General features: G+C 69.0%; 23 protein-coding genes. 9 read left to right on the forward strand and 14 right to left on the reverse strand.

Annotation, left to right across the window (positions count from 1 at the left end; genetic code table 11):
- Positions 1–25 precede the first annotated feature (25 nt).
- Together OL599_RS07510 and OL599_RS07515 are read right to left on the reverse strand one after the other, a co-directional pair.
- On the reverse strand, positions 26–1,096 hold the full coding sequence (locus OL599_RS07510) for a tartrate dehydrogenase (RefSeq protein WP_264713055.1): 1,071 nt from the start codon (positions 1,094–1,096) through the stop codon (positions 26–28).
- Between the two features lie 45 nt (positions 1,097–1,141).
- Positions 1,142–2,206, reverse strand: a complete 1,065-nt coding sequence (locus OL599_RS07515) for a mitochondrial fission ELM1 family protein (protein WP_264713056.1) — start codon at positions 2,204–2,206, stop codon at positions 1,142–1,144.
- An 84-nt stretch (positions 2,207–2,290) separates the two neighbouring features.
- Here OL599_RS07515 and OL599_RS07520 point away from each other — a divergent pair, with 84 nt between their 5' ends.
- The gene (locus OL599_RS07520; RefSeq protein WP_264713057.1) at positions 2,291–3,016 is read left to right on the forward strand and encodes an orotate phosphoribosyltransferase; all 726 of its coding nucleotides are present in this window, start codon (positions 2,291–2,293) and stop codon (positions 3,014–3,016) included.
- A gap of 13 nt (positions 3,017–3,029) precedes the next feature.
- Here OL599_RS07520 and OL599_RS07525 read toward each other — a convergent pair whose 3' ends face one another.
- The gene (locus OL599_RS07525) at positions 3,030–3,596 is read right to left on the reverse strand and encodes a demethoxyubiquinone hydroxylase family protein (RefSeq protein ID WP_264713058.1); all 567 of its coding nucleotides are present in this window, start codon (positions 3,594–3,596) and stop codon (positions 3,030–3,032) included.
- Positions 3,593–4,093, reverse strand: coding sequence for a disulfide bond formation protein B (locus OL599_RS07530; RefSeq protein ID WP_264713059.1), 501 nt, complete (start codon positions 4,091–4,093; stop codon positions 3,593–3,595). Before OL599_RS07530 ends, OL599_RS07525 begins: the two co-directional genes overlap by 4 nt.
- A gap of 89 nt (positions 4,094–4,182) precedes the next feature.
- Here OL599_RS07530 and OL599_RS07535 point away from each other — a divergent pair, with 89 nt between their 5' ends.
- A complete protein-coding gene (locus OL599_RS07535; protein WP_264713060.1) occupies positions 4,183–4,812 on the forward strand; it encodes a glutathione S-transferase family protein in 630 nt (209 codons plus the stop codon).
- 12 nt (positions 4,813–4,824) lie between these two features.
- Here OL599_RS07535 and otsB read toward each other — a convergent pair whose 3' ends face one another.
- Genes otsB through OL599_RS07560 form a run of 5 tightly spaced genes read right to left on the reverse strand, consistent with a single transcriptional unit; the run spans position 4,825 to position 7,238 of the window.
- Entirely contained in the window at positions 4,825–5,541 is a 717-nt protein-coding gene (gene otsB, locus OL599_RS07540) for a trehalose-phosphatase (protein ID WP_264713061.1), read from the reverse strand.
- A complete protein-coding gene (locus tag OL599_RS07545; RefSeq protein WP_264713063.1) occupies positions 5,529–6,113 on the reverse strand; it encodes a DUF2155 domain-containing protein in 585 nt (194 codons plus the stop codon). Before OL599_RS07545 ends, otsB begins: the two co-directional genes overlap by 13 nt.
- Complete coding sequence (locus OL599_RS07550) at positions 6,110–6,349, reverse strand: hypothetical protein (protein ID WP_264713065.1); 240 nt, start codon at positions 6,347–6,349, stop codon at positions 6,110–6,112. The genes OL599_RS07545 and OL599_RS07550 overlap by 4 nt, the downstream gene beginning before the upstream one ends.
- Positions 6,346–6,837, reverse strand: coding sequence for an outer membrane lipid asymmetry maintenance protein MlaD (gene mlaD, locus OL599_RS07555; protein WP_264713066.1), 492 nt, complete (start codon positions 6,835–6,837; stop codon positions 6,346–6,348). The genes OL599_RS07550 and mlaD overlap by 4 nt, the downstream gene beginning before the upstream one ends.
- Positions 6,838–6,851: 14 nt before the next feature.
- Positions 6,852–7,238: an NADH:ubiquinone oxidoreductase subunit NDUFA12 gene (locus OL599_RS07560; protein WP_264713068.1), complete on the reverse strand. Its 387-nt coding sequence runs from the start codon at positions 7,236–7,238 to the stop codon at positions 6,852–6,854.
- Positions 7,239–7,352: 114 nt separating this feature from the next.
- Here OL599_RS07560 and OL599_RS07565 point away from each other — a divergent pair, with 114 nt between their 5' ends.
- The 3 genes from OL599_RS07565 to OL599_RS07575 are packed head-to-tail and all read left to right on the forward strand — an operon-like array spanning position 7,353 to position 10,461.
- The gene (locus OL599_RS07565) at positions 7,353–8,765 is read left to right on the forward strand and encodes a TSCPD domain-containing protein (protein ID WP_264713070.1); all 1,413 of its coding nucleotides are present in this window, start codon (positions 7,353–7,355) and stop codon (positions 8,763–8,765) included.
- Positions 8,766–8,793: 28 nt separating this feature from the next.
- Positions 8,794–9,261 carry a RidA family protein gene (locus tag OL599_RS07570; RefSeq protein WP_264713071.1) on the forward strand — a complete coding sequence of 156 codons (468 nt, stop codon included), beginning with the start codon at positions 8,794–8,796 and terminating at the stop codon, positions 9,259–9,261.
- Positions 9,262–9,288: 27 nt separating this feature from the next.
- Positions 9,289–10,461 (forward strand): GNAT family N-acetyltransferase, encoded by a 1,173-nt coding sequence (locus tag OL599_RS07575; RefSeq protein WP_264713072.1) that lies wholly within the window; start codon positions 9,289–9,291, stop codon positions 10,459–10,461.
- On the opposite strand, the gene OL599_RS07580 is transcribed toward OL599_RS07575, so the two are convergent.
- Positions 10,458–13,307, reverse strand: a complete 2,850-nt coding sequence (locus OL599_RS07580) for a Hint domain-containing protein (protein ID WP_264713073.1) — start codon at positions 13,305–13,307, stop codon at positions 10,458–10,460. The two genes, OL599_RS07575 and OL599_RS07580, sit on opposite strands and share 4 nt — an antisense overlap.
- 163 nt (positions 13,308–13,470) lie before the next feature.
- Between OL599_RS07580 and OL599_RS07585 the strand changes: the two genes are divergently transcribed.
- Positions 13,471–15,465: a DUF2075 domain-containing protein gene (locus OL599_RS07585; protein ID WP_264713075.1), complete on the forward strand. Its 1,995-nt coding sequence runs from the start codon at positions 13,471–13,473 to the stop codon at positions 15,463–15,465.
- Positions 15,466–15,471: 6 nt separating this feature from the next.
- Here the strand turns inward: OL599_RS07585 and OL599_RS07590 are convergent, their stop codons facing one another.
- The 4 genes from OL599_RS07590 to OL599_RS07605 all read right to left on the reverse strand — a co-directional run bounded on the left by OL599_RS07590 (position 15,472) and on the right by OL599_RS07605 (position 21,775).
- Complete coding sequence (locus tag OL599_RS07590; RefSeq protein WP_264713077.1) at positions 15,472–16,995, reverse strand: ABC transporter substrate-binding protein; 1,524 nt, start codon at positions 16,993–16,995, stop codon at positions 15,472–15,474.
- A 93-nt stretch (positions 16,996–17,088) separates the two neighbouring features.
- Positions 17,089–18,144, reverse strand: a complete 1,056-nt coding sequence (locus OL599_RS07595) for a 2-oxoacid:ferredoxin oxidoreductase subunit beta (protein WP_264713078.1) — start codon at positions 18,142–18,144, stop codon at positions 17,089–17,091.
- The gene (locus OL599_RS07600; RefSeq protein ID WP_264713079.1) at positions 18,141–19,979 is read right to left on the reverse strand and encodes a 2-oxoacid:acceptor oxidoreductase subunit alpha; all 1,839 of its coding nucleotides are present in this window, start codon (positions 19,977–19,979) and stop codon (positions 18,141–18,143) included. The genes OL599_RS07595 and OL599_RS07600 overlap by 4 nt, the downstream gene beginning before the upstream one ends.
- A complete protein-coding gene (locus OL599_RS07605; RefSeq protein WP_264713080.1) occupies positions 19,967–21,775 on the reverse strand; it encodes an FAD-dependent oxidoreductase in 1,809 nt (602 codons plus the stop codon). Before OL599_RS07605 ends, OL599_RS07600 begins: the two co-directional genes overlap by 13 nt.
- A gap of 175 nt (positions 21,776–21,950) precedes the next feature.
- Between OL599_RS07605 and OL599_RS07610 the strand changes: the two genes are divergently transcribed.
- From OL599_RS07610 to OL599_RS07620, 3 genes are read left to right on the forward strand one after another with little or no spacing between them, the layout of a single operon-like run.
- Entirely contained in the window at positions 21,951–22,805 is an 855-nt protein-coding gene (locus OL599_RS07610) for an endonuclease/exonuclease/phosphatase family protein (RefSeq protein ID WP_264713081.1), read from the forward strand.
- Positions 22,805–23,239, forward strand: coding sequence for an organic hydroperoxide resistance protein (locus OL599_RS07615; protein ID WP_264713082.1), 435 nt, complete (start codon positions 22,805–22,807; stop codon positions 23,237–23,239). The genes OL599_RS07610 and OL599_RS07615 overlap by 1 nt, the downstream gene beginning before the upstream one ends.
- Positions 23,236–23,991 (forward strand): SDR family NAD(P)-dependent oxidoreductase, encoded by a 756-nt coding sequence (locus OL599_RS07620; protein ID WP_264713083.1) that lies wholly within the window; start codon positions 23,236–23,238, stop codon positions 23,989–23,991. The genes OL599_RS07615 and OL599_RS07620 overlap by 4 nt, the downstream gene beginning before the upstream one ends.
- Positions 23,992–24,124 lie beyond the last annotated feature (133 nt).

The following is a 24,124-nucleotide window of genomic DNA, read 5'->3' on the forward strand; positions in this document are numbered from 1 at the left end:
TAAACGTTGCCCCTGGTCCCCGCAATCAGCCGGCGGCGACGATCTCGGCCAGCGCCCGGCCCACATCCTGCGTCGATGCCTGGCCGCCCATGTCGCGGGTGCGCGGACCGCCCTCGCGCAGCAGCGTCTCGATCGCCGTCACGATCGCCCGCCCCGCTTCCACCTCGCCGAGATGCTCCAGCATCATCGCGCCCGACCAGATCTGCCCGATCGGGTTGCAGATGAACTTGCCGGCGATGTCCGGGGCCGAGCCGTGCACCGGCTCGAACATCGAGGGATGCGCACGCTCGGGATTGATGTTGGCGCTCGGGGCAATGCCGATCGATCCGGCCACGGCGGGGCCGAGGTCGCTGAGGATGTCGCCGAACAGGTTGGAGCCCACCACCACGTCGAACCAGTCGGGATGCTGGACGAAATGGGCGCAGAGGATGTCGATGTGGTACTGCGCGGTGCCGATATCGGGGTAGTTGGCGGCCATGGCGGCGAAGCGCTCGTCCCAGTACGGCATGGTGAAGGTGATGCCGTTGGACTTGGTGGCCGAGGTGACGTGCTTGCGGTTGCGGGTGCGGGCCAGCTCGAAGGCATATTTCAGGATGCGGTCCACGCCGGTGCGCGTGAACACAGTGAGTTGGCTGACGAACTCGCGGTCGGTGCCCTCGAACTGGCGGCCGCCGCTGCTGCTGTATTCGCCCTCGGTGTTCTCGCGCACCACGTAGAAATCGATATCGGCCTCGGTGCGGCCCGCGAGCGGCGTCTTCGCGCCCGGCATCAGCCGGCACGGGCGCAGGTTCACGTACTGGTCGAAGCCGCGGCGGATCGGGATCAACAGGCCCCACAGGCTGACATGGTCGGGCACGCCGGGCCAGCCGACGGCGCCGAGGAAGATGCTGTCGCTGTCCCGTAGCCGGTCCAGGCCGTCGGGCGGCATCATCGCGCCGGTCCGCTTCCAGGTTTCGCAGGACCAGTCGTAGTGATCGAGCTTCAGCGCGAAGCCGAAGCGGCGCGCCGCCGCATCGAGCACGCGCAGGCCCTCGGGCGTGGTCTCCTTGCCGATGCCGTCGCCCGGTATCACCGCGATGCGGTAGGTCTTGCTCATGTCGATTCTCCCTGGGCGATAAGTGCCGTCGGACCGGCCAGGCGGTCAATCCAGGGCCGGCGCGGTTCGGTCGATCGCAAAGCGCTGCAGGATCTCGGCCGCCACCCGGCCGGCCTCGTCCAGCGGCGATCGCGGCCAGGGCGAGAGGTCTTCGGCCAGCGTGCGGGCCTGGCCGGCATCGAGCAGGCTCGCCAGGAACCGGCTCTTGCGCCGGTCCGCGAGCTGCGGCAGGGCGACGAAGACCGGGACCTGGGTAGCGCAGGCCTCGCTGATCATGGAGACGGAGTCGGCCGTCGCCACGATCGCGTCGGCGCTGGCCAGGAAGCCGAAATACGGATTCTCGCCGGGCTCGCCCCAGCGGTACAGCAGGTGCATGACGGACGCGAGGCCGGCCCCCAGGGCCTCGGTGGCCTCGTGGCCGGTGCGGCGGCTGGTGGTGGCGAGCACCGAGCCGCCGGCGCCGGCGGCCAGCCGGGCGACGTGGCGGCCGAGGTCGTGGGCCAGCACCGGAGGCATGGCAGTGCCGCGCGCCGGGCCGCCCATCAGCAGCGCGATCCGCGGATGCGGCAGATGCGCCAGGCGCTCGCGCCACGAGGTCGCGGCCTGCTGCAGCAGCAGCGGCGAGACACGGTGCGGCGCCCCCAGCACCGGCAGCACGTTCGGCATCGCCGGCGGGCGGTCATGGGCGGGGATCACCAGCAGGTCGAAGGTCTCGGCGCGCAGCAGCCCGCCCAGGCCCGGGCTCATGCAATGGACGATGCGGCAGCCGTAGCGCGCCTTCAGCCACAGCGCGACCGCGGCGGAACGGCGGCCGGCGGAGATCACCAGCTGCGGCCCCTGCACCGGCAGGGCGACGCCGGATGTGCCCTCACCGACCGAGCGGCGGGCTGCGGGCGACAGGCCGATCAGCGACCCCGTGCGTGCCAGTCCCGCGACATGCGCCATCCAGTTCCACGCCAGCGGCAGGCGGCGAAACGGCACGCCGAGCCGCTCGGCGATGCCGATCGCCTGGGCCGCGGTGCCGGCGCGCGGGTCGTCCAGCACCCAGACCTGCTGCGGCGAGGCCGCGGAATCGGCTTCCGCCCTCGAGGTCTGCCCGGCTTCGGTCATGCCGATGGACGCGGGCGCGCGCGGCGGCTAGGACATCCGCCCACACGCGGATGTTGCGCAAACAGAGGGACGAGGATCGCCGGGATGGAGAAACTGCATTTGACGGACTGGGACCGGGACGCTGCGCTGACCACCGCGCGCATCCTGCTTGAGATCAAGGCCGTCAATTTCCGCCCCGAAGAACCTTATACCTTCACGTCGGGCTGGAAATCGCCCGTCTATATCGATTGCCGCCGCATCATCTACTTCCCGCGCGCCCGCGCCAAGATCTGCGAGCTGGCGGTGGAGTTGATCGGCCGCCATGTCGGCTACGAGACGATCGAAGCCGTGGCCGGCGGCGAGACCGCGGGCATCCCGTTCGCCGCGTGGATCGCCGACCGCATGCTGGCGCCGATGGCCTATGTGCGCAAGAAGCCGAAAGGGTTTGGCCGCAATGCGCTGATCGAAGGCGACGTGCCGGAGGGCAAGCGCACCCTGCTGGTGGAGGACCTGACCACCGACGGCGCCAGCAAGATCCAGTTCGCCCAGGCGCTGCGCGACGCCGGCGCCATCGTCAACCACACCTTCGTGGTGTTCTTCTACGGTGTGTTCCCCGGCAGCTTCGAGACCCTCAAGCGCATGGATATCGACCTGCACCACCTTTGCACCTGGTGGGACGTGCTGGAGGCCTGCCGCGACCGGGCCTACTTCTCCGAAAGCGCGCTGTCCGAGGTGCGGAAATTCCTGGAAAACCCGGTGAGCTGGTCGGCCGCGCATGGCGGCGTCTCCAGCGCCGAGGAAGCCGCCAAGGTGAAGGCGGCCAAAGCCTGAACGGGCCCTGGCTTCACACCCGCTCGCTGACCGCGATGGCAACCTTGCAGCCGGTCTTGATCAGCCGCGACAGCAGCCGGTAGCCGGGCGCCTGCTCGGCGCCATGCTCCAGGCCGATGTCGCGGTGTTCCAGTTCCTCGGTGCGGAACGTCTCGATGGTGCCGCGCAGGGCGGCTTCGTCGTAGCCGAGGGCGGCGGATTGGCGCGCGTAGTGTTCGTCGATGGCCTCCTCGACGGCCACGGTGCAGGCCATGGCGGCGCGCTCGCCCAGGGCGGCGGTGGCGGCACCCAGGGCGAAGCCGGCCAGGTGCCATAGCGGCAGCAGCGCCGTGGGGCGCACGCGGCGCTCGGCGATCAGCGCGCCGAAGGTGTCGAGATGCACCTGCTCCTGCGCCTGCATGTGGCGGATCATGTCGCCCTTGTCGCCGCGGCCGAGCACGGCGAGCTGGCCTTCGTAGATCCGCTTGGCGCCGTATTCGCCGGCGTGGTCGACGCGCAGGATGCGCTCGATGAGCTGGCGCGGGGTCGGGTCGCCCGGAAGACGACCTGCGGCGGTTGCGGTGGCGGGGGTGTCGGTCACGGCGCGCTCCTTCGGGTGGTCCACAGGAAGGTGGCGATGCCGCCAGCAAAACCCAGGGCGAAGATCAGGTTCATGGCGGCCATCGAGACGGGCAGCCCGGGGATGAGGTAGATCGGCTCGTCGCACGGCTTGGAGGGTTTCGCGGGCATGCTGGCCAGCCGGTCGGCGATGCTGCCGGTGGCGAATTTCGGCGCGGCGCATTCCGGCAGCGGGCTGGGCCACCATTGCTGCTCCACCCCGACATGCACACTGGCCGCGGCGGCGCCGGCGAGGATGCTGAGCGCCAGCAGCACCAGCGCGATGCGCGCAAGCGCCCGCGGCAGCACCAGCCCGACGAGGCCGAGGGCGATGGCGATGCGATAGGGCCAGCGCTCGATCAGGCACAGCGCGCAGGGCACGAGACCGCCATACCATTCCGAGGCGAAGGCGATGCCGAGGGCTGCGGCCGCCGTCAGCGCCGAGAGCGCCAACGCCACCTTGAGGCGAGGAATCATCATGCAAGCCATATGACCGGGCCCGGCGATGACCGCAAGTTGCCGCGATCGGTTCGACGCCTTAGCGTGCAACGGATCGCAGGAGGAAACGGATGATCAAGCTGTGGGGCCGGGCCAATTCCAGCAACGTCATGAAGGTGATCTGGCTGCTGGAGGAGCTGGGCCTGAAATACGACCGGGTCGATGTCGGCGGTCCGTTCGGGGGCACGTCCACGCCGGAATACCGCGCCATGAACCCGCTGGGCGTGGTGCCGAGCCTGGAGGAAGAAGGCGGGTTCACCCTGTTCGAAAGCAACTCCATCCTGCGCTATCTGTGCAACGCCCACGCCCCCGCCTCGCCGCTGTATCCGCAGGCGCCACGGACCCGGGCGCAGGTGGACACCTGGCTGGACTTCCAGCAGACCGCGCTGAACCGGCCACAGGGGACCGTGTTCCAGGGCCTGGTGCGCATCCCGCCAGAAAAGCGCGACAACGCCGCGATCGCCGCCGCGATCACCGAAGTGGCCGGCATCTGGGGCATTCTCGATGCGCGGCTGGCGTCCCAGCCCTATGTCACCGGCGCTGCGTTCACGCTGGCCGACATCGCTTTCGGCGTGCACGTGCACCGCTGGTTCGTCCTGCCCGTGCCGGGGCGGCCGGAGGCGGCGAACCTGCATGCCTGGTACCAGCGCCTGCTGGCGCGGCCGGCCTACAAGGCGCATTGCGCCGGGCCGGTGACCTGAAACGGCCGGCGCTCAGCCGCCGGCTTCGCGCGCCAGCCAGGCACGCACTCCGGCGGGGTCGGTGAAGCAGTCCTTCACCCGCCAGCCGAACCCGCCCAGCGCGCGCGCGGCGCGGATGCCGTCCTCGTCGGTGACGTCGTCGCCGACATAGACGGGCATGCGGCCGCTGAAGGGCGGGCGTGACATCAGCGCCGTGACCGCGGTGGCCTTGTCGGCGCCCAGCGGCTTCATCTCCAGTGCCATGCTGCCGTCCATGACGGAGAACCGGTCCTCGTGCCCGTCGAGCATGTCCAGCATCGCCGCGCGCAATGCCGGGCCGGCGTCCGGCGCCAGCCGGTAATGCAGGACGAAGCTGCGGGCCTTGCGTTCCAGCAGCGCGCCCGGGATGCCGGCGACGACGTGCTCGGCCTGCGCCAGCCAGTGCGCCGGCAGGTCGGCGAGCGGCGCACGCTCCAGCGGCGCGTCCGGGGCGTGGCGAATCACGCCGCCATGCTCGCCGGCGACCGCATAGGGGATGTCGCCCAGCAGCGCGTCGATCTGCTCGATCGGCCGGCCGGTGACGACGGCCAGGGCGTCAGCGAAGCGCGTGCGCAGGCGGCGCAGCGTCAGCAGCAGGCCGGGCGGCACCACGACACTGTCGGGGGTCGGCGCGATGTCCAGCAGGGTGCCGTCCAGGTCCAGCAGCAGGGCCGCCTGCGGCGGCAGCGGCGGCTTGGTCAGGGCCGGCATGACGTCAGCCGGATGTCGTAGACGGGATGCTCCAGCATCGACACCGATGGCTCCGAGGCCAGCATCCAGCCGTGGAAGCCGGGCGCGCCGGCATGGGCATCGGTGATGTCAAGATAGGCGGCGGAATCCAGCGGCTGGTCCGGCGCCCGCGCCACGCAGGACCTGACCACGATCGACAGCGAGCCGAAACGCAGCGTGTCGCCCACCTTTCCGGTCAGGGTCGTGGTGCGGGCCGTCACCTTGTCGAGCGCCTGCAACTCGGCGGAGCCGCGCGGCTGCCATTCGATGATGGGCGGAGGGCTGGCGATGGCCGCGGCGTCCGGCTTGGTGGGCACCTGGAGGACCGGCAGCTGCTGCGACTGGATCGCCGGGCCGACGGGGTCGGCGGGTGCCGCCTGGGCCGGCTGCGCGGGCGCGGAAGGCAGCGGGGTCTGCACCGGCCCCAGCGGCGTCCAGCCCGGAGGAACGCGGGCCGCGGGAGGCTGGACCGTCGGAGTCTGGACGGTGGGCATTTGCGCCAGCGCCGGCCCGGCCAGCAGGCCGATCAGCGCGGCCAGGGCACGGGGCTTCATTCCGCCGCGCGCGCCTGCTTCGGCGTGGCGCGCTTCGGGCTGCCGAGCGCCTGCACCATGTCGGACAGGATGCGGCGCATCGCCTGCTCGTCGACGCCCATCAGCACCGCGTCCTCGAACGCGTCCTGCATGACCTGCGCCAGCTCGGCATGGTTCTCGGCGAGGGTCTTCAGCTTCTCGCGGCAGGACACCGGCGTACCGTCGTCCTGCGGCCAGGTGTTCGGGACCGGAATCATTTCGACGGCTCCGTGCGCAGCTGCTTCTGCACATTGGTGGTCAGGTCGTTCACACTGAAGATGAACTTGCCGAGCAGCTGTTCAAGGCTGACGGCGGACTGGGTGATTGCGACCTCGCCGCCATCGGCCAGCATCTTCTCGTCCCCGCCCGGGACCAGTGCGAGGAACTTGCCGCCCAGCATGCCGTCGCTGGTGATCTCGGCGCTGGAATCCTTCGGCACCTTCAACGCGTTCTCTATGCTGAAGGTGACCACCGCCTGGTAGGTCTTCGGATCGACGCCGGCCGAGCTGACGGTGCCCACTTTCACCCCGGCCACGCGCACGTCCGCGCCCACGGCAAGCCCGTCGATGCGATCGAACTTCGCGCGCAGGGTGTAGCCGGAGATGGTGGTGCGGCCGGTATGGGCGACTGCGTATCCCAGGAAGCCCAAGGCGACGACCAGCACTGCCGCGCCGGCGATCAGTTCGGTCGGATTACGCTGGGCCATGACTCTGCGCGCGCCTAGGTGCCGGGGGTCCAGGCTTCATAGTCGCCCGTGGCCGCGGCCCGCTTGCCGCCGCTGTAGTCGTGGCCGGGCGGGCGGTAGCCTGCGGGCGTGCCGGTGGCGTTGGCCAGATGCGGCTTCTGCCAGGGCCGCCTGCCCTGCGCCGGCAGCGGTGCATCAGTGGTGTAATGCAGCCAGGCATGCCATTCCGGCGGCACCTTGGAGGCTTCCGGCTCGCCCGCATACGCCACCCAGCGGCGGCGGCGGCCGCCGTGGTCGTGCTTGTCTTCGTAATAGACATTGCCGATGGCGTCGCGACCGACAACGCGGCCATGGAGCCAGGTGGAGATACGAGTGCCGATGTTCATGCCGGTGATATACGCATGCCGCGGCGCGTGGTCCATCGTGGCAAGGCACAATCCACCTATCCACAGGATTTTGTGTGTCGGGCGCCTGCCCGCCCCAAAATACGCTTTCCGAGTCGCATCCCCCCGCCTAGCATCAGGCGCATGACGATAATGCTCGAGAAGACCCGGATGTGGCAGGGTGTGCGCATGCGCCGGATGGCGGCGGCGCCCGATCCCGACAGCGCGCCGCGCGCGGTCACGCTGCCGGCGTCGTGGGACGATGCCGCCGCCGCCGCATTGGCCGCACTCGCACCCGGTGCGGGGCCGGCGACGCTGGCCACGGCCGCCGACGCATGGATCCGCCCGATCGCCGACCGCGCTCGCCGTGCCGGCATCGAGACGCCGCTGGCCCAGCGGTTGCACGCCCTGTTGCTGGCCCGCCGTGGCGCGCCGACGGCGCCGGTGTGGCGCGGCGAGGCGCCGCCATGCCCCGGCTTCGTGCTGAACCTGGCGGCCTTCCATGACACCGAGCACGGCGTGGACACCCAGGCCTTCATCGAGGCAGTGGACATCGCGGCGACCGCGCTGACCCTCGCGGTGCCCTCGGCCCAGCGCATCGCCGTTTGCATGGCCGATCTGGCCGGGCTGCTGGCGGCGCTGGGGCTCGATTACGACAGCGACGCCGCCCGCCAGGTGGCCACGGCCCTGGCCGCCGCCCTGCGCAAGCATGCCGACGCCGCCTCCGCCGCCATGGCCGAACGCTTTGGCGCGGTCGTCGACGGGCGGCGCCATAGCGCGACCACCGCGATCACCGCCCCCGGCCCGGCCGAGGCGCTGCTGGGCGTGGAGACCGGCGGCATCGCGCCCGCGTTCTCGCCGCTGCACGACGACGGCACGCTGACCCGCGCGGCACGCGGCTTCCTGGCCGCCCGCGGCATCACCGCGGAGGCGGCGCTGGCCGCGACGATTGCCGGCCGAAGCCCCTTCCCGGCCGTGCCCACGGCGGCGCATGCGGCGATGCATGACGCGGTGGCCGCACATCTGCACGTCATGCCCGTGCGCCCGGACGCCACCGCGGCCGAGCCCGCCGGGGAGCGCCGCGACCTGCCCGCACGGCGCGCCGGCTATACCCAGAAAGCGGCGGTGGGCGGGCACAAGCTGTTCCTGCGCACCGGCGAATACGCCGACGGCAAGCTCGGCGAGATCTTCATCGGCATGCACAAGGAAGGCCCGGCCTTCCGCGGCCTGATGGACAATTTCGCCATCGCCGTCAGCCTCGGCCTGCAGCACGGCGTGCCGCTGGATGCCTTCGTCGAGGCCTTCACCTTCACCCGCTTCGGGCCCGCCGGCACGGTGGAGGGCGACCCCGCGGTGGCCCGCGCCACCTCGCTGCTGGACTACGTGTTCCGCAACCTCGCCGTGAACTACCTGGGCAAGACCGACCTGCCGGAGGCGGAGGACGAGGACGGGGACACGCTCGGCGACGGCGTGCGCGACCGCGCGCCCTTGCTGCCGCTGGACCTGCCGCGCGAGGATGGTCCGCGTCAGCGCCGCCGCGCCTTGCGGCTGGTGGCCAAAGGCTGACGCCCCGAATTGGAAGGAATCGACTGATATGGCTGGAAAGATCGACGCCAGGCTGGCGGAGCTTGGCATCACGCTGCCCACCCCGATGGCGCCCATTGCGAACTACGTTCCCTATGTCGTCACAGGTAACCTGGTGGTGGTGTCGGGCCAGGTGCCGGCGGTGGACGGCAAGATCGCGGTGACCGGCAAGGTGGCGGCGGGGCTCAGCATCGAGCAGGGCCAGGCGGCGGCGCGGCAGTGCTTCATCAACGTGCTGGTGCATCTGAAGGCGGCCTGCAACGGCGACCTCGATCGCGTGCAGCAGGTGGTGCGCCTGGGCGGCTTCGTGGCCTCGCCGCCCGACTTCACCCAGCATGCGCAGGTCATGAACGGCGCCAGCGACCTGGCCGTGGCGGTGTTCGGCGATGCCGGGCGGCACGCGCGCAGCACCATCGGCGTGCCCGCTCTGCCTGCGGACGCGGCGGTCGAGGTGGAGGGCATGTTCCGCATTGCCTGACGGCGGCTACGCCCCATCTCAACGCGTATGCCCGATGGTTCCGGTACGCTTACGCTGACATTGCAGAAGGCGATCGCCGATATTCCGGCGGTCGAGTGGAACGCGTGCGCGGGCGGCGGCAATCCGTTCGTCAGCCACGCGTTCCTCAGTGCCGTCGAGGACAGCGGATCGGCCAATGCCCGCACCGGATGGCTGCCGCAGCACGCGGTGCTGCGTTCGTCCGAGGGGCATGTGGTGGCGGTGGCGCCGATGTACGCGAAGTCGCACAGCTATGGCGAATACGTCTTCGACCATGGCTGGGCGAGCGCGTTCGAGCGGGCCGGCGGCGACTATTATCCGAAGTTGCAGGTGGCGGTGCCGTTCAGCCCGGTGCCGGGCCCGCGCCTGCTGGTGCGGCCCGGCGCCGGCGTGCCGGCCGCGGCACTGGCCGGCGCGCTGAGCCAGGCGTGCCGGGAGCTGGACCTGTCCTCCGTGCACGTGACCTTCTGCACGGAGTCCGACTGGACCACGCTGGGCGAGGCCGGGTGGCTGCAGCGGCTGGGCATGCAGTTCCATTGGGAGAACGCGGGCTACGCCACGTTCGACGATTTCCTGGGCGCATTGAGCTCGCGCAAGCGCAAGGTGCTGAGGCGCGAGCGGCGCGACGCCAACAATGCCGGCCTGGAATTCATCACCCTGCGCGGGCCGGAGATCACGCGCGCGCAATGGGATGCGTTCTACGGCTTCTATACCTCGACCGTGGACCGCAAATGGGGCAGCGCCTACCTGACGCGCGCGTTCTTCCCGCTGTTGTCGGAGCGGCTGGGCGAGGCCGTGGTGCTGATGCTGGCACTGAAAGGCGGCAAGCCGGTGGCCGGCGCGCTGAACCTGATGGGGGACGAGGCGCTGTATGGCCGCAACTGGGGATGCCGCGGCGATTTTCCGTTCCTGCATTTCGAGCTTTGCTACTACCGCGCCATCGATTTCGCGATCGCGCACGGCCTGTCGCGGGTGGAAGCCGGAGCCCAGGGCGAGCACAAGATCCAGCGCGGCTACCTGCCCAGGCCCACCTATTCCGCCCACTGGATCGCCCATGGCGGGCTGCGCCGGGCAGTCGCGGAATTCCTGACGCATGAGCGCGCGGAGAAGCTGACGCACATGGAAGAACTCGCCGCGTTCTCGCCGTTCCGCCGCGATGATGGGGGCGCGGACCAGGTCTAGGCTCTGGCCCTGATCGTTGTCGTTACGCGCCGAATCCAGTACGGCAGCGTGAAGGCCACGGTGACGTCGAGCTGGCCGGGCCCATCCAGGTGCAGATGCGCGTCGCCATCGGTCCAGCGCCATCGGCGCCGGCCTTCGGCTTCGGTCGGGAAGAACCCGGCACCCAGGCGCGGATCGTCGAGGCTGATCACCTGGCCGTTCAGCGCGAGCCGCGCGACCGCGACGCCCATGCGGCGCGTGTCGGTGTCTTCCAGCCGGATCTCGGCGGGGACCGCGCTGCGGCTGCACAGGCGCACGAGGCCGCCGGGCAGCATGAAGCGCGCGGTGTGGCTGTTGCGGGCGAACGCATGCTCCACGGCGCGCCCGGCCTTCGCATGCAGGGCAGGATCGTTGGTCACGCTATGGCCCAACGCCGGCGCGCGATGCAGCAGGCGCCGGCGCGCGGCCACGACCACAGGCCCTTGCAGATGCAACGGCGCGCAGCCATGCATGGTCCAGACGCGGCGCGCGAAGTCGGGATGCAGGCGGATGGCGGCGCCGCCATTGGCGAAGGCGTCGCGGTTGCCGGTGTCCAGATAGCTCTCCGCGGGCAACCCCTCGGCCAGCACGACGTCGTGCACCACGTGTCCGTCGATGCTTTCCAGCTCGACATGGAAATAGCTGACGCGGCCGACACTCTCCTGCAGCACGGTCGCCCCGTTCACGAGGTAGCGGACGGGGATCAGCGCATCGCCCACCAGCAGGGCATGGTCGGGGCTGAGACGCAGGTCGCGGCGCGGCAACCCTGGACCGAAAGCGCCGGCGCACACGCGGATGGGCTGCACGTCGTGCGGCCGCGGATGCCGGTGCGGCTCCAGCACCCGATGGCCCACCCAGCGCACGCGCCGCGGCAGGCCTGAGAGATGCCCGGTGATGGTGTCGCCTGGCCGCAGCGCCTCCACCGGCACTTCGCCGCGTGCGGTCAGGATGCGCGTGCCTGCGGCATAGCAGGCGACGCTGGCGTACAGCGCCTGGATGCCGGAGATGTCGCTGGCATTCACGTCCTGGTTCGCGACACCCTGCGCCGCCGCGTACATCACCGCGTTGGGATCGGTGGAATGCCCGAGCCCGAGCGCATGGCCGATCTCGTGGACAACGATCTGATACAGCGTCGCCGCGAAGCCGCTATAGGTGTAGCCGCCGATCACGCCGGGCGTCGGGTTCAGCGCCTTCAGCGCCGGGTCCTGCAGCCGCACGATGGAGTCGGGGCTGAACAGGTCGCCGCTGAAACTGTATGCGGCCTGGCCGATCTCGCCGCTTGTGCCCAACAGGTCACCCCAGCCGAAGCGGATGTCGGCTGCGGTGGCCGGCGATGCGGAATCCGGCTGCTGGACGAAGGTGATACCGGAATAGCTGGACCAAGCCTGCAACGCCTGCTCGATGACACCGACATAGGCGGCCTGCCCGACCGGATCAATGAAACCGCTGAAGGGATGGTCGGCGTCGAACGTATCAGCGTACTGGCTGGTGGCGATGCTCCAACTGACGGTCGTGGTCGACCAGCGCGGCCCTTCGAGCACGTAGTCGCGGGCGGGCACGCCGGCCAGCGTGATCGCCGTGCCGCCCTGGCCGTCGCCGGCGGCCGAGAATGTCGCCGCGTTGTAGCTGCCGCAAAGCGACAGGCTGTAGACAGGGGCTCCGTTCTTGATGAGCTGCAGGGTGTTGCCGGACAGCGCGACGGCGTTGGCGTCGATGCCCGCGAGATCGATCGTGTCGGTCGCGCCGAAACCCACGATGCTGCCGGTGAAGCTTGCCGGGCTGTCCAGGCGCAGCGTGGCGTAGCCGCCGTTGAATGCGACCTGCTGGCTGACGGACGTGCCCAGCTCCAGCGTCGTGACCGCGCCGATGGTGCCGCCCTGGATCAGGAAGCCGCCATTGCCGCTGATCGGACCGCCGAGGGCCAGCACGCCATCCCTGGCGATCACCACGCCATTGTTGGTGATGGATTGGGAATAGGTGCCGCTGAACGCCAGGAAGGCGTTCGGATCGACCTGAAGCGCGCCGGTGTCCGTCAAGATGCCAGCCAGGGTGAGGATGCCGCCGCTCGCTTCCAGCAATCCGCCATTGCCGATATCGGCGGCGATCGTGCCATAGCCGCTGATCGTATGGCCCGGCTGGTTGATCAGGCTCGCTGCCGAGAGAGTGCCGCCACCGAGGACCAGCCGGCCATTGTTGTTCAGCGCGTTCGTCGTGGTGTAGGCGCGCCCGCCGAGAATACTGAGTACGCCTGCGGTACCGATATTGGTGAGCGTCGCTTCCAGCGGGATGAAGGTCCCGCTGTTGTAGCCTTTGAATCCTGTGTTGGCGCCGTCGAGCGTGATGACGGCATTGTCGGCGACGATCCCGCCGGCCGTGGTCGCGACGACCAACTGCGAAGCGCCGTTGCCGGGCCCGGCAACGACCCAGGCCCCGCCTTCGAGCGTCGTGCCGTTGACGTTCGTGATCGTGCTGGTCTGAATGAACACCGTCTGCGATCCGGCGGCGAGGACGGTGCCGAGATTGGTGAACGGGCCTGGTCCGTACGGAACTGCAGCCCCGGTGAGCTTTCCGCCCGGCAGCACGGTCAGCTGCCCCACCTGCGACGGACTGGCCAGAGAGAGCGTGCCGGCCACCGCGATGGTGCCGGCGCCGGCCGACTCGCTGATGGAATGTACCGCGACCGTCTCGCCTGCGCTGATGGTCAGGATGTAGGTGCCGGGGGCATTGAGCACGACGTCGTCCGCCCCGGCGGGAACGGCGCCACCGGACCAGTTCGCGGCACCATCCCAGTCGCCGGAGACGGCGCTCGTCCACGTCCTGATTGCCACACCCCACTCCCCAGCGTCCGTTTCGCGGATCGCAGCGCATGCGCCGCGGTGTCGCGCCGAGTTTGCGTGGCGGCCGTTACTGCATCGATAACAGTTGCATAATCCTTTCGCTCCGCTACCAATGCGCGCAACCGCAACGACACCAATGGGCAGGCGTTAAGCGATGCGTGTGGACGCGTTCCTGGCCGCAGACATGCAGGCGCTTGTGCACCGCCTGGCCTATGACGACGCGCGCCGCTTCCGCCGCAACGAGTCCCAGCAATTGCGGGCCTGGCAGGTGTCCATTGCCTGCCTGCGCGCGGCGCTCGCGGATTGGCCGCAGGCGGCGGATTGGCATCTGCTGCTGGAGTACCCCATGCGTCGCCTGGGGCGGCGGATCGATGCCGTGCTGGTCACCGGGCGCGCGGTGCTGGTGCTGGAATTCAAGGTCGGCCGCGACCGCTTCGACGCGGCCGACCGCCAGCAGGTGGAGGATTACGCGCTCGACCTGCAGGACTTCCATGCGCTGAGCCGGAACCATCCGATCGTTCCGATTCTGGTTGCAACGGAGGCGGAGCCGGGCCCGGTGACGTGGCCGTTGCTGATCGCCGGCGTCGCGCCGGTGCTGGATGCGTCCCGCGCCAGCCTGCCGGGGCTGCTGCGTGATCTCTGGCAGCGCATGCCGCGCCCGTCGCGCGATCTGCCGGCGGCGGGGTGGGCGGATGCGCCGTATCGGCCGGTGCCGGGGATCGTCGATGCCGCCTGCACGCTGTATTCGCAGCACGGCGTGGCCGACATCGCCACAGCGCTGGCCGATGCGCGGAACCTGTCGGCAACGACGGATGCGATCCTGGCTGCCATCGGGCAGGCGCGCGGCGGGGGACATCATGCCATCCTGTTCGTGACCGGCATTCCCGGCGCGGGCAAGACGCTGTGCGGGCTGAACACCGTGTTCGGCGCGGGGCGCGAGACCGGCGCCACCTTCCTGACCGGCAACCCGACCCTGGTGCATGTGCTGCGCGAGGCGCTGGCGCGCGACGCCGCGGCGTCCGACCGTACCCAGTTGCGCGCTGCCCGCCAGCGCACCAAGGCCGCCATCCAGGCGCTGCCGGCGTTCCGCGACGAATATGTGCGCACCGGGCAGCATCCGCCGGAGCGCGTGATCGTCATCGACGAAGCCCAGCGCGCCTGGTCGGCCGCCCACGCCATCCGCAAGGGCCGCGACCGCGAGGTGGCTTTGTCGGATTCCGAACCCGGGCATCTGCTGGACATCATGGCACGACACCAGGACTGGGCGGTGATCGTGTGCCTGGTGGGCAACGGCCAGGAAATCCATGACGGTGAAGGCGGGCTGGCCGAATGGGGCGCGGCCTTGGCGGCGCGGCCGAACTGGCGCGTGCTGGCGGCGCCCGCCACATTGGCGGCCACGGATGTGCGGCAACGGCTGCCGGCCCTGCCAGGGCTGCGCGCGGACGCAGCGCTGCATCTGGACGTGCCGGTGCGCAGCATCCGCAACGCCGCCGCCGCTCCGTGGGTCGATGCCGTGCTGGCGAACGATGCCGCCGGCGCGTGGCGGATTGCCGAATCGCAAGGGCCCCTGTCCTTCCTGCTGACGCGCGACCTGCACTCCATGCGCCGCTTCCTGCGCGCCGCCGCGCGCGGCCTGCGGCGCTGTGGGCTGGTCGGCAGTTCTGGCGCGAGGCGGCTGCGTGCGGACGGCATGGGCGCCGAAGTGCCGCATATGGATGCCGGCGCGGTGGCGCACTGGTTCCTGGATCGCTGGCCGGATGTGCGCGCCTGCGATGCGCTGGAGGTGGTTGCGACCGAGTTCTCCTGCCAGGGGCTGGAGCTTGATCACGTCGGGCTGTGCTGGGGCGGCGATCTCGTGCGCGCGGGCGGGAGGCAAAGCTGGCTGGTGCGCGATTTTGTCGGCACGAAATGGCAGTTGCCGAAAGGGGCGGAAGCGATCGCCAACCGCATCAACACCTATCGCGTGCTGCTGACCCGTGCCCGCTACCAGACCGTGATCTGGATTCCCCGTGGCGATGCGGACGATGCCACACGCACGCCGCGCGATTTCGATGCGATCGCGGATTTCCTGCGGGCCTGCGGCGTGCAGGAGCTGCAATCGTCCGCGGCGGCTTCGCCGGCCGCCGCGGAGCCGTTGCTGCTGGTGTGAGCGCCGCTACTTCCAGCTTGCCAGGAAGAAGCGCGGCATCTCGTCCGGGAAGGTCTTGAAGTTCAACTGCCTGGAAATGCCATAGGTCGTCGTGAAGGTGCTGATCGGCAGCCAATAGGCCTGGTCGGTGATGCGGTGGATGGCGCTGGCATACGCCGTCTTGCGCGCCTGCGGGTCGATCACCGAGCCGCCCTGCTTCAGGGCCGCGGTCACCTCGGGATCGCGCGCCATGTCGTCGGGCGTGCCGGAAAAGAAATACGGGATGATCGCCGAGACATCGTTGATCGAATACGAACCCCAGGAGGAGAGATACAGCGGCGCATCGCCCTTCTGCGCGCGCGTCACCGCCGCCGCGGCCTGCAATGTCGTCACCTTCGCGCGGATGCCGACGGCGGCGAGGTAGCTCTGCACCGCGCCCGACCACGAGGACAGGATGTTGGCGCTGACGATCTCGGTGTCGAAACCGTTGGGATAGCCGGCCTCGGCCAGCAATTGCTTCGCCTTGGCGGGGTCGTAGTCGTAATGCACGGCGGCAGACTGGTCGCAGCCGAACTGGGTGAAGTAGCAAGGCGCGTCGGGCACGCGCGCTCCGCCCTGCACCAGCTGTCGGGCAAAGGTCTGCCGGTCGACGGCATAGAAGATCGCGCGGCGCACGCGCGCATCCGTCAGCGGGTTCTTCTCTCCCGACCGCCCGGCCGCATCGATCGACAGATGCAGGATGCGGAACGCCTCCTGACGCAGGGCCGTGAGCGTGGGCATGCGTGCGATACTGTCGAACTGGTCGGGGTTGTACTGCCAGATCCAGTCCGCCTGGCCGCCCAGCAGCGCCGACATCTCGTTGGTGGCGTCCGTCACTTCCTTGATGACGACGCGCTTGATCGGCGGCCGGCCCTTGGAGCTGCCGTCGTAATAGCCTTCATATCGCTCCATATCGATCTGGTTCACGCCATCGACACGGGTGATGCGATACGGTCCGGCGCCGACCGGCTCACGCTTGTAGACATCCCGACCGACGCGCTCGCGATAAGCCATCGGATAGATCGGCATGACGAAGGACACGTATTCCAGCGCTGCGGGAAATGGCTGCTTCAGTTTCAGCCGCACGCGATAAGGGTCCACTGCCTCGGCACCGGCGAGCCAGGTGAAGTTGCTCGGCACCGCGATGCCCGATTTCGGGTCGGTGATGATCTTGACCGTGTAGACTACGTCGTCGGCGGTGAAGGGATCGCCGTTATGGAAGGTGACGCCCTTGCGCAGCTCGAATTCCAGCGTGGTGTCGTCGATCCATTTCCACGCTGTCGCCAGCAGCGGCTTCATCACGAAGCCCTCGGGATCGCGATACACCAGCCCGTCCCAGGCGTGATGCGCCACGATCAGGCCGGTGCGCAGGCTGTTGTAGTAGGGATCGATATCGGTGATCTGGTCGCGCCAGTAGACGCGCAACGTGTCCGCCGATTTCTGCGCGCTGGCCGGCGCCGCCGCCAGCATGCTTCCGGCCGCCAGCGCCACTGCGGCGATTTTCGCCATCATTTGCATGGTCCCCGCCCCCTTTATTGCTTGCTGCAACGGTATGAGTGGCGGGGGCCGCGCGCAATCTGATTTTCCTGGCGCGGACAGCGGTGCCTATCGCAATGCCGCGTTCAGCTTTTCCAGCGCGGTCGTGCCGGGACACAGCTCGGCATCGGTCATCTGGTTGAACGGCTTCTCGGCGGTGTCGAGATAGCCGTGCAGATCGTCCGCGTCGGGGTCGACATAGAGCAGACCGGTGACGATCTCGCCGCGCGCCTGGTGCTGCTGCAGGAAGTTCATGGCGGCGATGCGGTCGGTGGGATCGTAGTCGCGAGCGATCTTGCGCAGCTTCAGCAGCGAGCCGTCGTGCTGGCGCACCACCTCCACCGTCCCCGGCGCATGATCGACCACGATCTCGTCGCGGCCCTCGATGACATCGAGGAAGTTCACGGCCGCGTTGTGCTCGCGCACATAGTCGAAGCTCTTGGTGGAGCCGACATGATTGTTGAAGGCGACGCAGGGGCTGATGCAGTCGATGAATGCGGCGCCTTTGTGGGTCAGCGCGCCCTTGATCAGCGGCACCAGCTGCGCCTTGTCGCCCGAGAAGCCGCGGCCGATATAGGTGGCGCCGAGCTGCAGCGCCATGCCGATCAGGTCGATCGGCTCGTCGAGATTGGCGAGGCCGCGCTTGTTCCTGGCGCCCTTGTCGGCGGTGGCGGAGAACTGGCCCTTGGTGAGGCCGTACACGCCATTGTTCTCGACGATATAGACCATGTTCACGCCGCGCCGGATGGAGTGCGCGAACTGGCCGAGGCCGATCGAGGCGGAATCGCCGTCGCCGGAGACGCCGAGATAGATCAGGTCGCGGTTGGCCAGGTTGGCGCCGGTCAGCACGCTCGGCATGCGGCCATGTACGGAGTTGAAGCCGTGCGAATTGCCGAGGAAATAGGTGGGAGTCTTCGAGGAGCAGCCGATGCCCGACAGCTTGGCGATGCGGTGCGGCGGCAGGCTCAGCTCGAAGCAGGCATGGACGATCGCGGCACTGATCGAATCATGCCCGCACCCCGCGCACAGGGTCGAGATCGACCCTTCGTAGTCGCGCCGGGTGAAGCCCAGCTCGTTCGTCGGCAGCTTGGGATGATGCAGCTTCGGCTTCGGCAGGTAGGTCATGGCACGGCCTTGCGCAACGGGACGATTTTCAGGGACGAGACGGTCTCGGCGATCCGGCCCGCGATGAAGCGGGCGGTGATCGGCGAGCCGTCGTAGTGCAGCACGCGCGACAGCTTCGCGGGGTCGAACTCTTCCTCGGTGATCAGCAGCGTGCGGAGCTGGGCGTCGCGGTTCTGCTCGACCACGAACACCTGGTCGTGGTCGGACACGAAGCGGCGGACATCTTCGTGGAACGGGAAGCCGCGCACGCGCAGCGTGTCGAGCGCGATGCCCTGGCCTGCCAGCAGCGACACCGCTTCGTCCATCGCCGCACTGGAGGAGCCGTAATAGATCGCGCCGAGGCGCGTCGGCTCGGCGGCGGCGCGCCGAATCGGCCGCGGCACCAGGGTCTTCGCCGTGTCGAACTTGCGCAGCAGCCGCTCCATGTTGTCCTGGTAGGCGGCCCCTTCTTCGGTGTAGCGAGCGTAGCGGTCGCGGCTGGTGCCGCGGGTGAAGAAGGCGCCTCGGGTGGGGTGCGTGCCGGGATAGGTGCGATAGGGAATGCCGTCGCCGTCCACATCGAGATAGCGGCCGAAATCGCGGCCGGCCTCCAGGTCCTCGGCGGTCATCACCTTGCCACGGTCCATGCGCCTGTTGTCGTCCCACCTGAACGGGGCGCAGAGGCGCTCGTTCATGCCGATATCCAGGTCCAGAAGCACGAACACTGGCGTCTGCAACCGGTCTGCCAGGTCGAAGGCCAGGGCGCTCATCTCGAAGCATTCATGCGGGTCTTCGGGAAACAGCAGCACGTGCTTGGTGTCGCCGTGCGAGGCATAGGCAGCGGTGAGCACATCGCATTGCTGCGTGCGCGTGGGCATGCCCGTGGACGGCCCGGCGCGCTGCACGTCGAAGATCACCGCGGGGATTTCGGCGAAATGCGCGAGACCGATGAATTCCTGCATCAGGCTGATGCCGGGGCCGGAGGTGGCGGTGAAGGCGCGCGCGCCGTTCCAGGCGGCGCCGATCACCATGCCGATCGAGGCCAGTTCGTCCTCCGCCTGGACGATGGCGAACCGCTTCTTCCCGGTCTCCTTGTCCACGCGATAGCGGTTGCAGTAGCGCGTGAAGCCTTCGGCGAGCGAGGTCGAGGGCGTGATCGGATACCAGGCGCAGACCGTCGCCCCGCCATAGACCGCGCCCAGCCCCGCGGCCGCGTTGCCTTCGATGAAGATGCGGTCGCCGATCGCGTCGGCCTTGCGCACGCGCAGCCCGATCGGGCAGGCGAGGTTCTGCAAGGCATAGTCGCGGCCCAGATGCAGCGCGTGGATGTTGACGTCGATCAGTTTTTCCTTGGCCTTGAACTGCTCGCCGATCAGCGTCTCGAGCACCGCGGGGTCGATGTCCAGCAGGGCCGACAGCGCGCCGACATAGATGATGTTCTTGAACAGCTGGCGCTGGCGGCTGTCGGTGTATTCGGCGTTGCAGATGGCGGTGAGCGGCATCCCGATCACGGTGATGTCGCTGCGGAACTTCGACGGCGGCAGCGGCCGGGTGGAGTCATAGAACAGGTAGCCGCCGGGCTCGATGGATTTCAGGTCCTGGTCCCAGGTCTGCGGATTCATCGCCACCATCAGGTCGGTGCCGCCGCGGGCGCCCAGGTGGTTCGCCTCGGACACCCGTACCTCGTACCAGGTGGGCAGGCCCTGGATGTTGGAGGGGAAGATGTTGCGCGGCGTGGCCGGCACGCCCATGCGCAGGATCGATTTCGCGAACAGCTGGTTGGCGCTGGCCGAGCCGGAACCGTTGACGTTGGCGAACTTGACGACGAAATCGTTGACGGCTTCTAGCGGACGCATGCGTGCGCCTCCATCCTGCCTGCCTGGGGTCTCACCTGCGCCATGTCCAGCAGGAAACGCTGCATGTCCCAGGCGCCGGTGGGACACCGTTCGGCACACATGCCGCAGTGCAGGCAGACATCCTCGTCCTTCGCCATGATCCGGCCGGTCTTCAGGCCGTCCGCGACGTAGATGTCCTGCGTGAGGTTCAGCGCCGGCGCGTTCAGGCGGGTGCGCAATTCCGCCTCCTCGCCGTCGGCGGTGAAGCTGATGCAGTCCACCGGGCAGATATCCACGCAGGCATCACATTCGATGCACAGCTTCGGCGCGAATACCGTCTGCACGTCGCAGTTGAGGCAGCGCTGCGCCTCCTTGAAGGCAAGCTCGACGTCGAAGCCCAGCTCTACTTCGGCCTTGATGTCGCCCAGGGCCAGCGCCTTCTCGCGATGCGGCACCTTGTAGCGCAGGTCGATGGAGACGGCGTTGTCGTAGCTCCACTCATGGATGCCCATCTTCTGGGAGACCAAAGTGACGTCCGGCGGCGGGCGGTCGCGCAGGTCCCCGCCCTGGCAGAACGTGTCGATGGAGATGGCGGCCTGGTGGCCATGCGCCACCGCCCAGATGATGTTCTTCGGCCCGAACGCGGCGTCGCCGCCGAAGAAGACCTCCTTGCGGGTGGACTGCATCGTCACCTCGTCCACCACGGGCAGGCCCCAGCGGTTGAATTCGATGCCGAGATCGCGCTCGATCCAGGGGAAGGCGTTCTCCTGCCCCACGGCCACCAGCACGTCGTCGCATTCCATGTGCACGTGCGGCTCGCCGGTGGGCACCAGATTGCGGCGGCCATTGGCGTCGTATTCGGCCTTCACCTTCTCGAACGTCATGCCGGTCATACGGCCGTCGTCGTGGATGAAGGCCACGGGCACGAGATAGTTGAGGATGGGAATGTCCTCGCGCATCGCATCCTCCTTTTCCCAGGGGGATGCCTTCATCTCCTCGAAGCCGCTGCGCACCACCACGCGCACGTCCTCGCCGCCCAGGCGGCGGGCGGAGCGGCAGCAATCCATGGCGGTGTTGCCGCCGCCCAGCACCAGCACGCGGCGGCCGATCTTCGTGATGTGGCCGAACGAGACCGAGGACAACCAATCGATGCCGATATGGATGTTGGCCGCCGCTTCGTCGCGCCCGGGAATATGCAGGTCACGGCCGCGCGGGGCGCCGGAGCCCACGAACACGGCGTCGTAGCCCTCGTCCAGCAGGGCCTTCAGGCTGGAGACGTAGCTTCCGTACCGGGTTTCGACCCCGAGGTCGATGATATAGCCAACCTCTTCGTCGATCACCGAATCGGGCAGGCGGAACTTGGGGATCTGGCTGCGGATGAAACCGCCGGCCTGCGGCGCGCTGTCATACACCACCACCTCGTAGCCGGCGGGTGCCAGGTCGCGCGCCACGGTCAGGCTGGCGGGGCCGGCGCCGATGCAGGCAACGCGCTTGCCGTTGCGGGTGGTCGCCGGGGCCGGCATGCGCGCCGAAACGTCGCCCTTGAAATCGGCCGCCACGCGCTTCAGGCGGCAGATCGCAACCGGTTCCTCTTCCACGCGGCCGCGCCGGCAGGCGGGCTCGCACGGGCGGTCGCAGGTCCGGCCAAGGATCCCCGGGAAGACATTCGACTTCCAGTTGACCATATAGGCATCGGCGTAGCGGCCGGCGGAGATAAGTCGGATGTATTCGGGAACCGGGGTGTGGGCGGGGCAGGCCCACTGACAATCGACGACCTTGTGGAAGTAGTCGGGATTCCGAACGTCTGTTGGCTTCAAGACGCAGTCACTCCCCCTTTATTGCCAGCGACCGTTAGCCGGTGCCGGATCGAATCAGCCGGGAAGCGTTGCCCAGCTAGATGGGCACTATGCCATCGACCGCAAGGCCCCGGTAGGCCCCCCCGCGCCCTTTTCGGGGCTGGTCCGAATGGCCCGACATGGCAATCATGCGCGCATGAGAATATTGCTCGCCCTGCTCCTGCTGCTGCCGGCCGTGGTCCAGGCCGCCGAATTGAAGCTGGCGACCTGGAACCTGGAGTGGCTGACCGCGCGCCCGGCCGGGGACCCGGCGCTGCCGGCGGACGTGCGACCGAAACAGCCCGAGGACGTGGCGCGGCTGCGCGGCTATGCCGAGACCCTGGCCGCCGATGTGGTGGCGTTCCAGGAGGTGGACGGACCGGAGATGGCGGCCCGGATCTTCCCGCCGGATCGTTACGTCATCCATGTCACCGGGGACCGCGTGGTCCAGCGCACGGGGTTCGCGGTGCGCAAGGGCATCGCCTTCGCCGCCAATCCCGACCTTGCCGGCCTCGACCTGTATCCGCAGGCGCGCAACCGGCTGCGCAGCGGGGCGGACGTGACGCTGCAGCTGCCGGGCGGGATGCTCCGGCTGCTGGCCGTGCACCTCAAGACCGGCTGCCGGGAGGATCGGCTGACCGCGTCCGACCGGCCCGCCTGCGCGACGCTGCGCGCCCAGCTGGCGCCGTTGCAGGGCTGGATCGCGCAGCGCCGGGCCGAGGGCGTGCCGTTCGTGCTGATGGGCGACTTCAACCGCTGGATGGACGGGCGCGATGCGTTCTGGGCGGCGCTGAACCAGCCCGCCCCGCTGGCGCGGGCCACCGCGGGCAAGTCGAGCCCATGCTGGGGCGGCGGCGGCTTCATCGACCATATCATCGCCGGCGGGGCCGCCCGCGGCTGGATGCAGGCGGACAGCCTGCGCGTGCTGGTGTTCCGCGAAACCGGAATCGAGTGGAAACGTCGCCTGACGGACCATTGCCCTGTGTCGGTTCGTTTCCACCTACCGGATTGATGCCACAACAGGAGGACACGGAAATGGGCTACACCGCCATCGCCACCACCGCCGGCGGCCGCAACGGCCATGTCGAGAGCTCCGACGGGTTGATCAAATTCGACCTCTCGGTGCCCAAGGGGCTGGGCGGGCCGGGCAAGGCCGGCATGACCAACCCGGAGCAACTGTTCGCCGCCGGCTATTCCGCCTGCTTCGGCAGCGCCATCGAGTTCGTGGCACACACCGACAAGGTGGCCATCGCCGGGGTCGCCGTCACGGCCGACGTGACGATCGACATGAACGACGGCGGCTTCTTCCTGGCCGCGAAGCTGAAGGCGAAGATCGACGGCGTGGACCGGGCGACGGCGCAGGGGCTGCTGGAAAAGGCGCACCAGGTGTGCCCGTATTCCAAGGCCACACGCGGCAACATCAAAGTGGAGCTCGAACTTCTGTGACCCTGACGGTACTTGTCACCGGCGCCTCCGCCGGCTTCGGCGCCAGCATCGCCCGGCGCTTCGTGCGCGACGGCCATCGTGTCATCGCAACGGCCCGGCGCACCGACCGCCTGGCCGCCCTGGCCGCCGAGCTGGGGCCGTCCGTGCTGCCGTTCGGGCTGGACGTGACCGACGCCGCCGCCGTGTCCGCCCTGCCCGGCGCCCTGCCGGCGGGCTGGCAGGCGGTGGACGTGCTGGTGAACAATGCCGGCCTGGCCCTGGGGCTCGATCCCGCCTGGCGGGCGCGGATCGAGCACTGGGACACCATGGTCGCCACCAACGTCACCGGCGTGCTGCACATGACGCGCGCGCTGCTGCCCGGCATGGTCGAGCGCGACCGGGGGCACGTCGTCAACCTGTCGAGCACCGCGGCGATCTACCCGTATCCCGGCGGGCATGTGTACGGCGCCTCCAAGGCGTTCGTCACCCAGTTCAGCCTCAACCTGCGGGCCGACCTGGTGGGCACCGGCGTGCGGGTGACCGACCTGGAGCCGGGGCTGGTCGGCGGCACCGAGTTCAGCAGCGTCCGCTTCGAGGGCGACGCGGCGCGGGCTGCGGCGATGTATGCCAACACCCAGCCGCTGACCGCGGAGGACGTGGCCGAGGCGGTGGCCTGGGTGGTCGGCCTGCCCGCGCATGTGAACATCAACCGGCTGGAGATGATGCCGACCTGCCAGGCATCGGGACCGCTGGCGGTCAAGCGGCAAGGCTGATCGCCGCGGATCGCTGCGCCCGGCGATGTCATACTGCAATGCAGCAATTCTGGCATCGCCGGGGAGCGCGACGAACGATCAGCATGGACCCGGCAGGCGCATCGGGCAACAGTGACGTGCGCCGACGCGTCCG

The sequence above is a fragment of the Limobrevibacterium gyesilva genome (assembly GCF_025989185.1).
In the GTDB taxonomy this organism is placed as follows: domain Bacteria; phylum Pseudomonadota; class Alphaproteobacteria; order Acetobacterales; family Acetobacteraceae; genus Limobrevibacterium; species Limobrevibacterium gyesilva.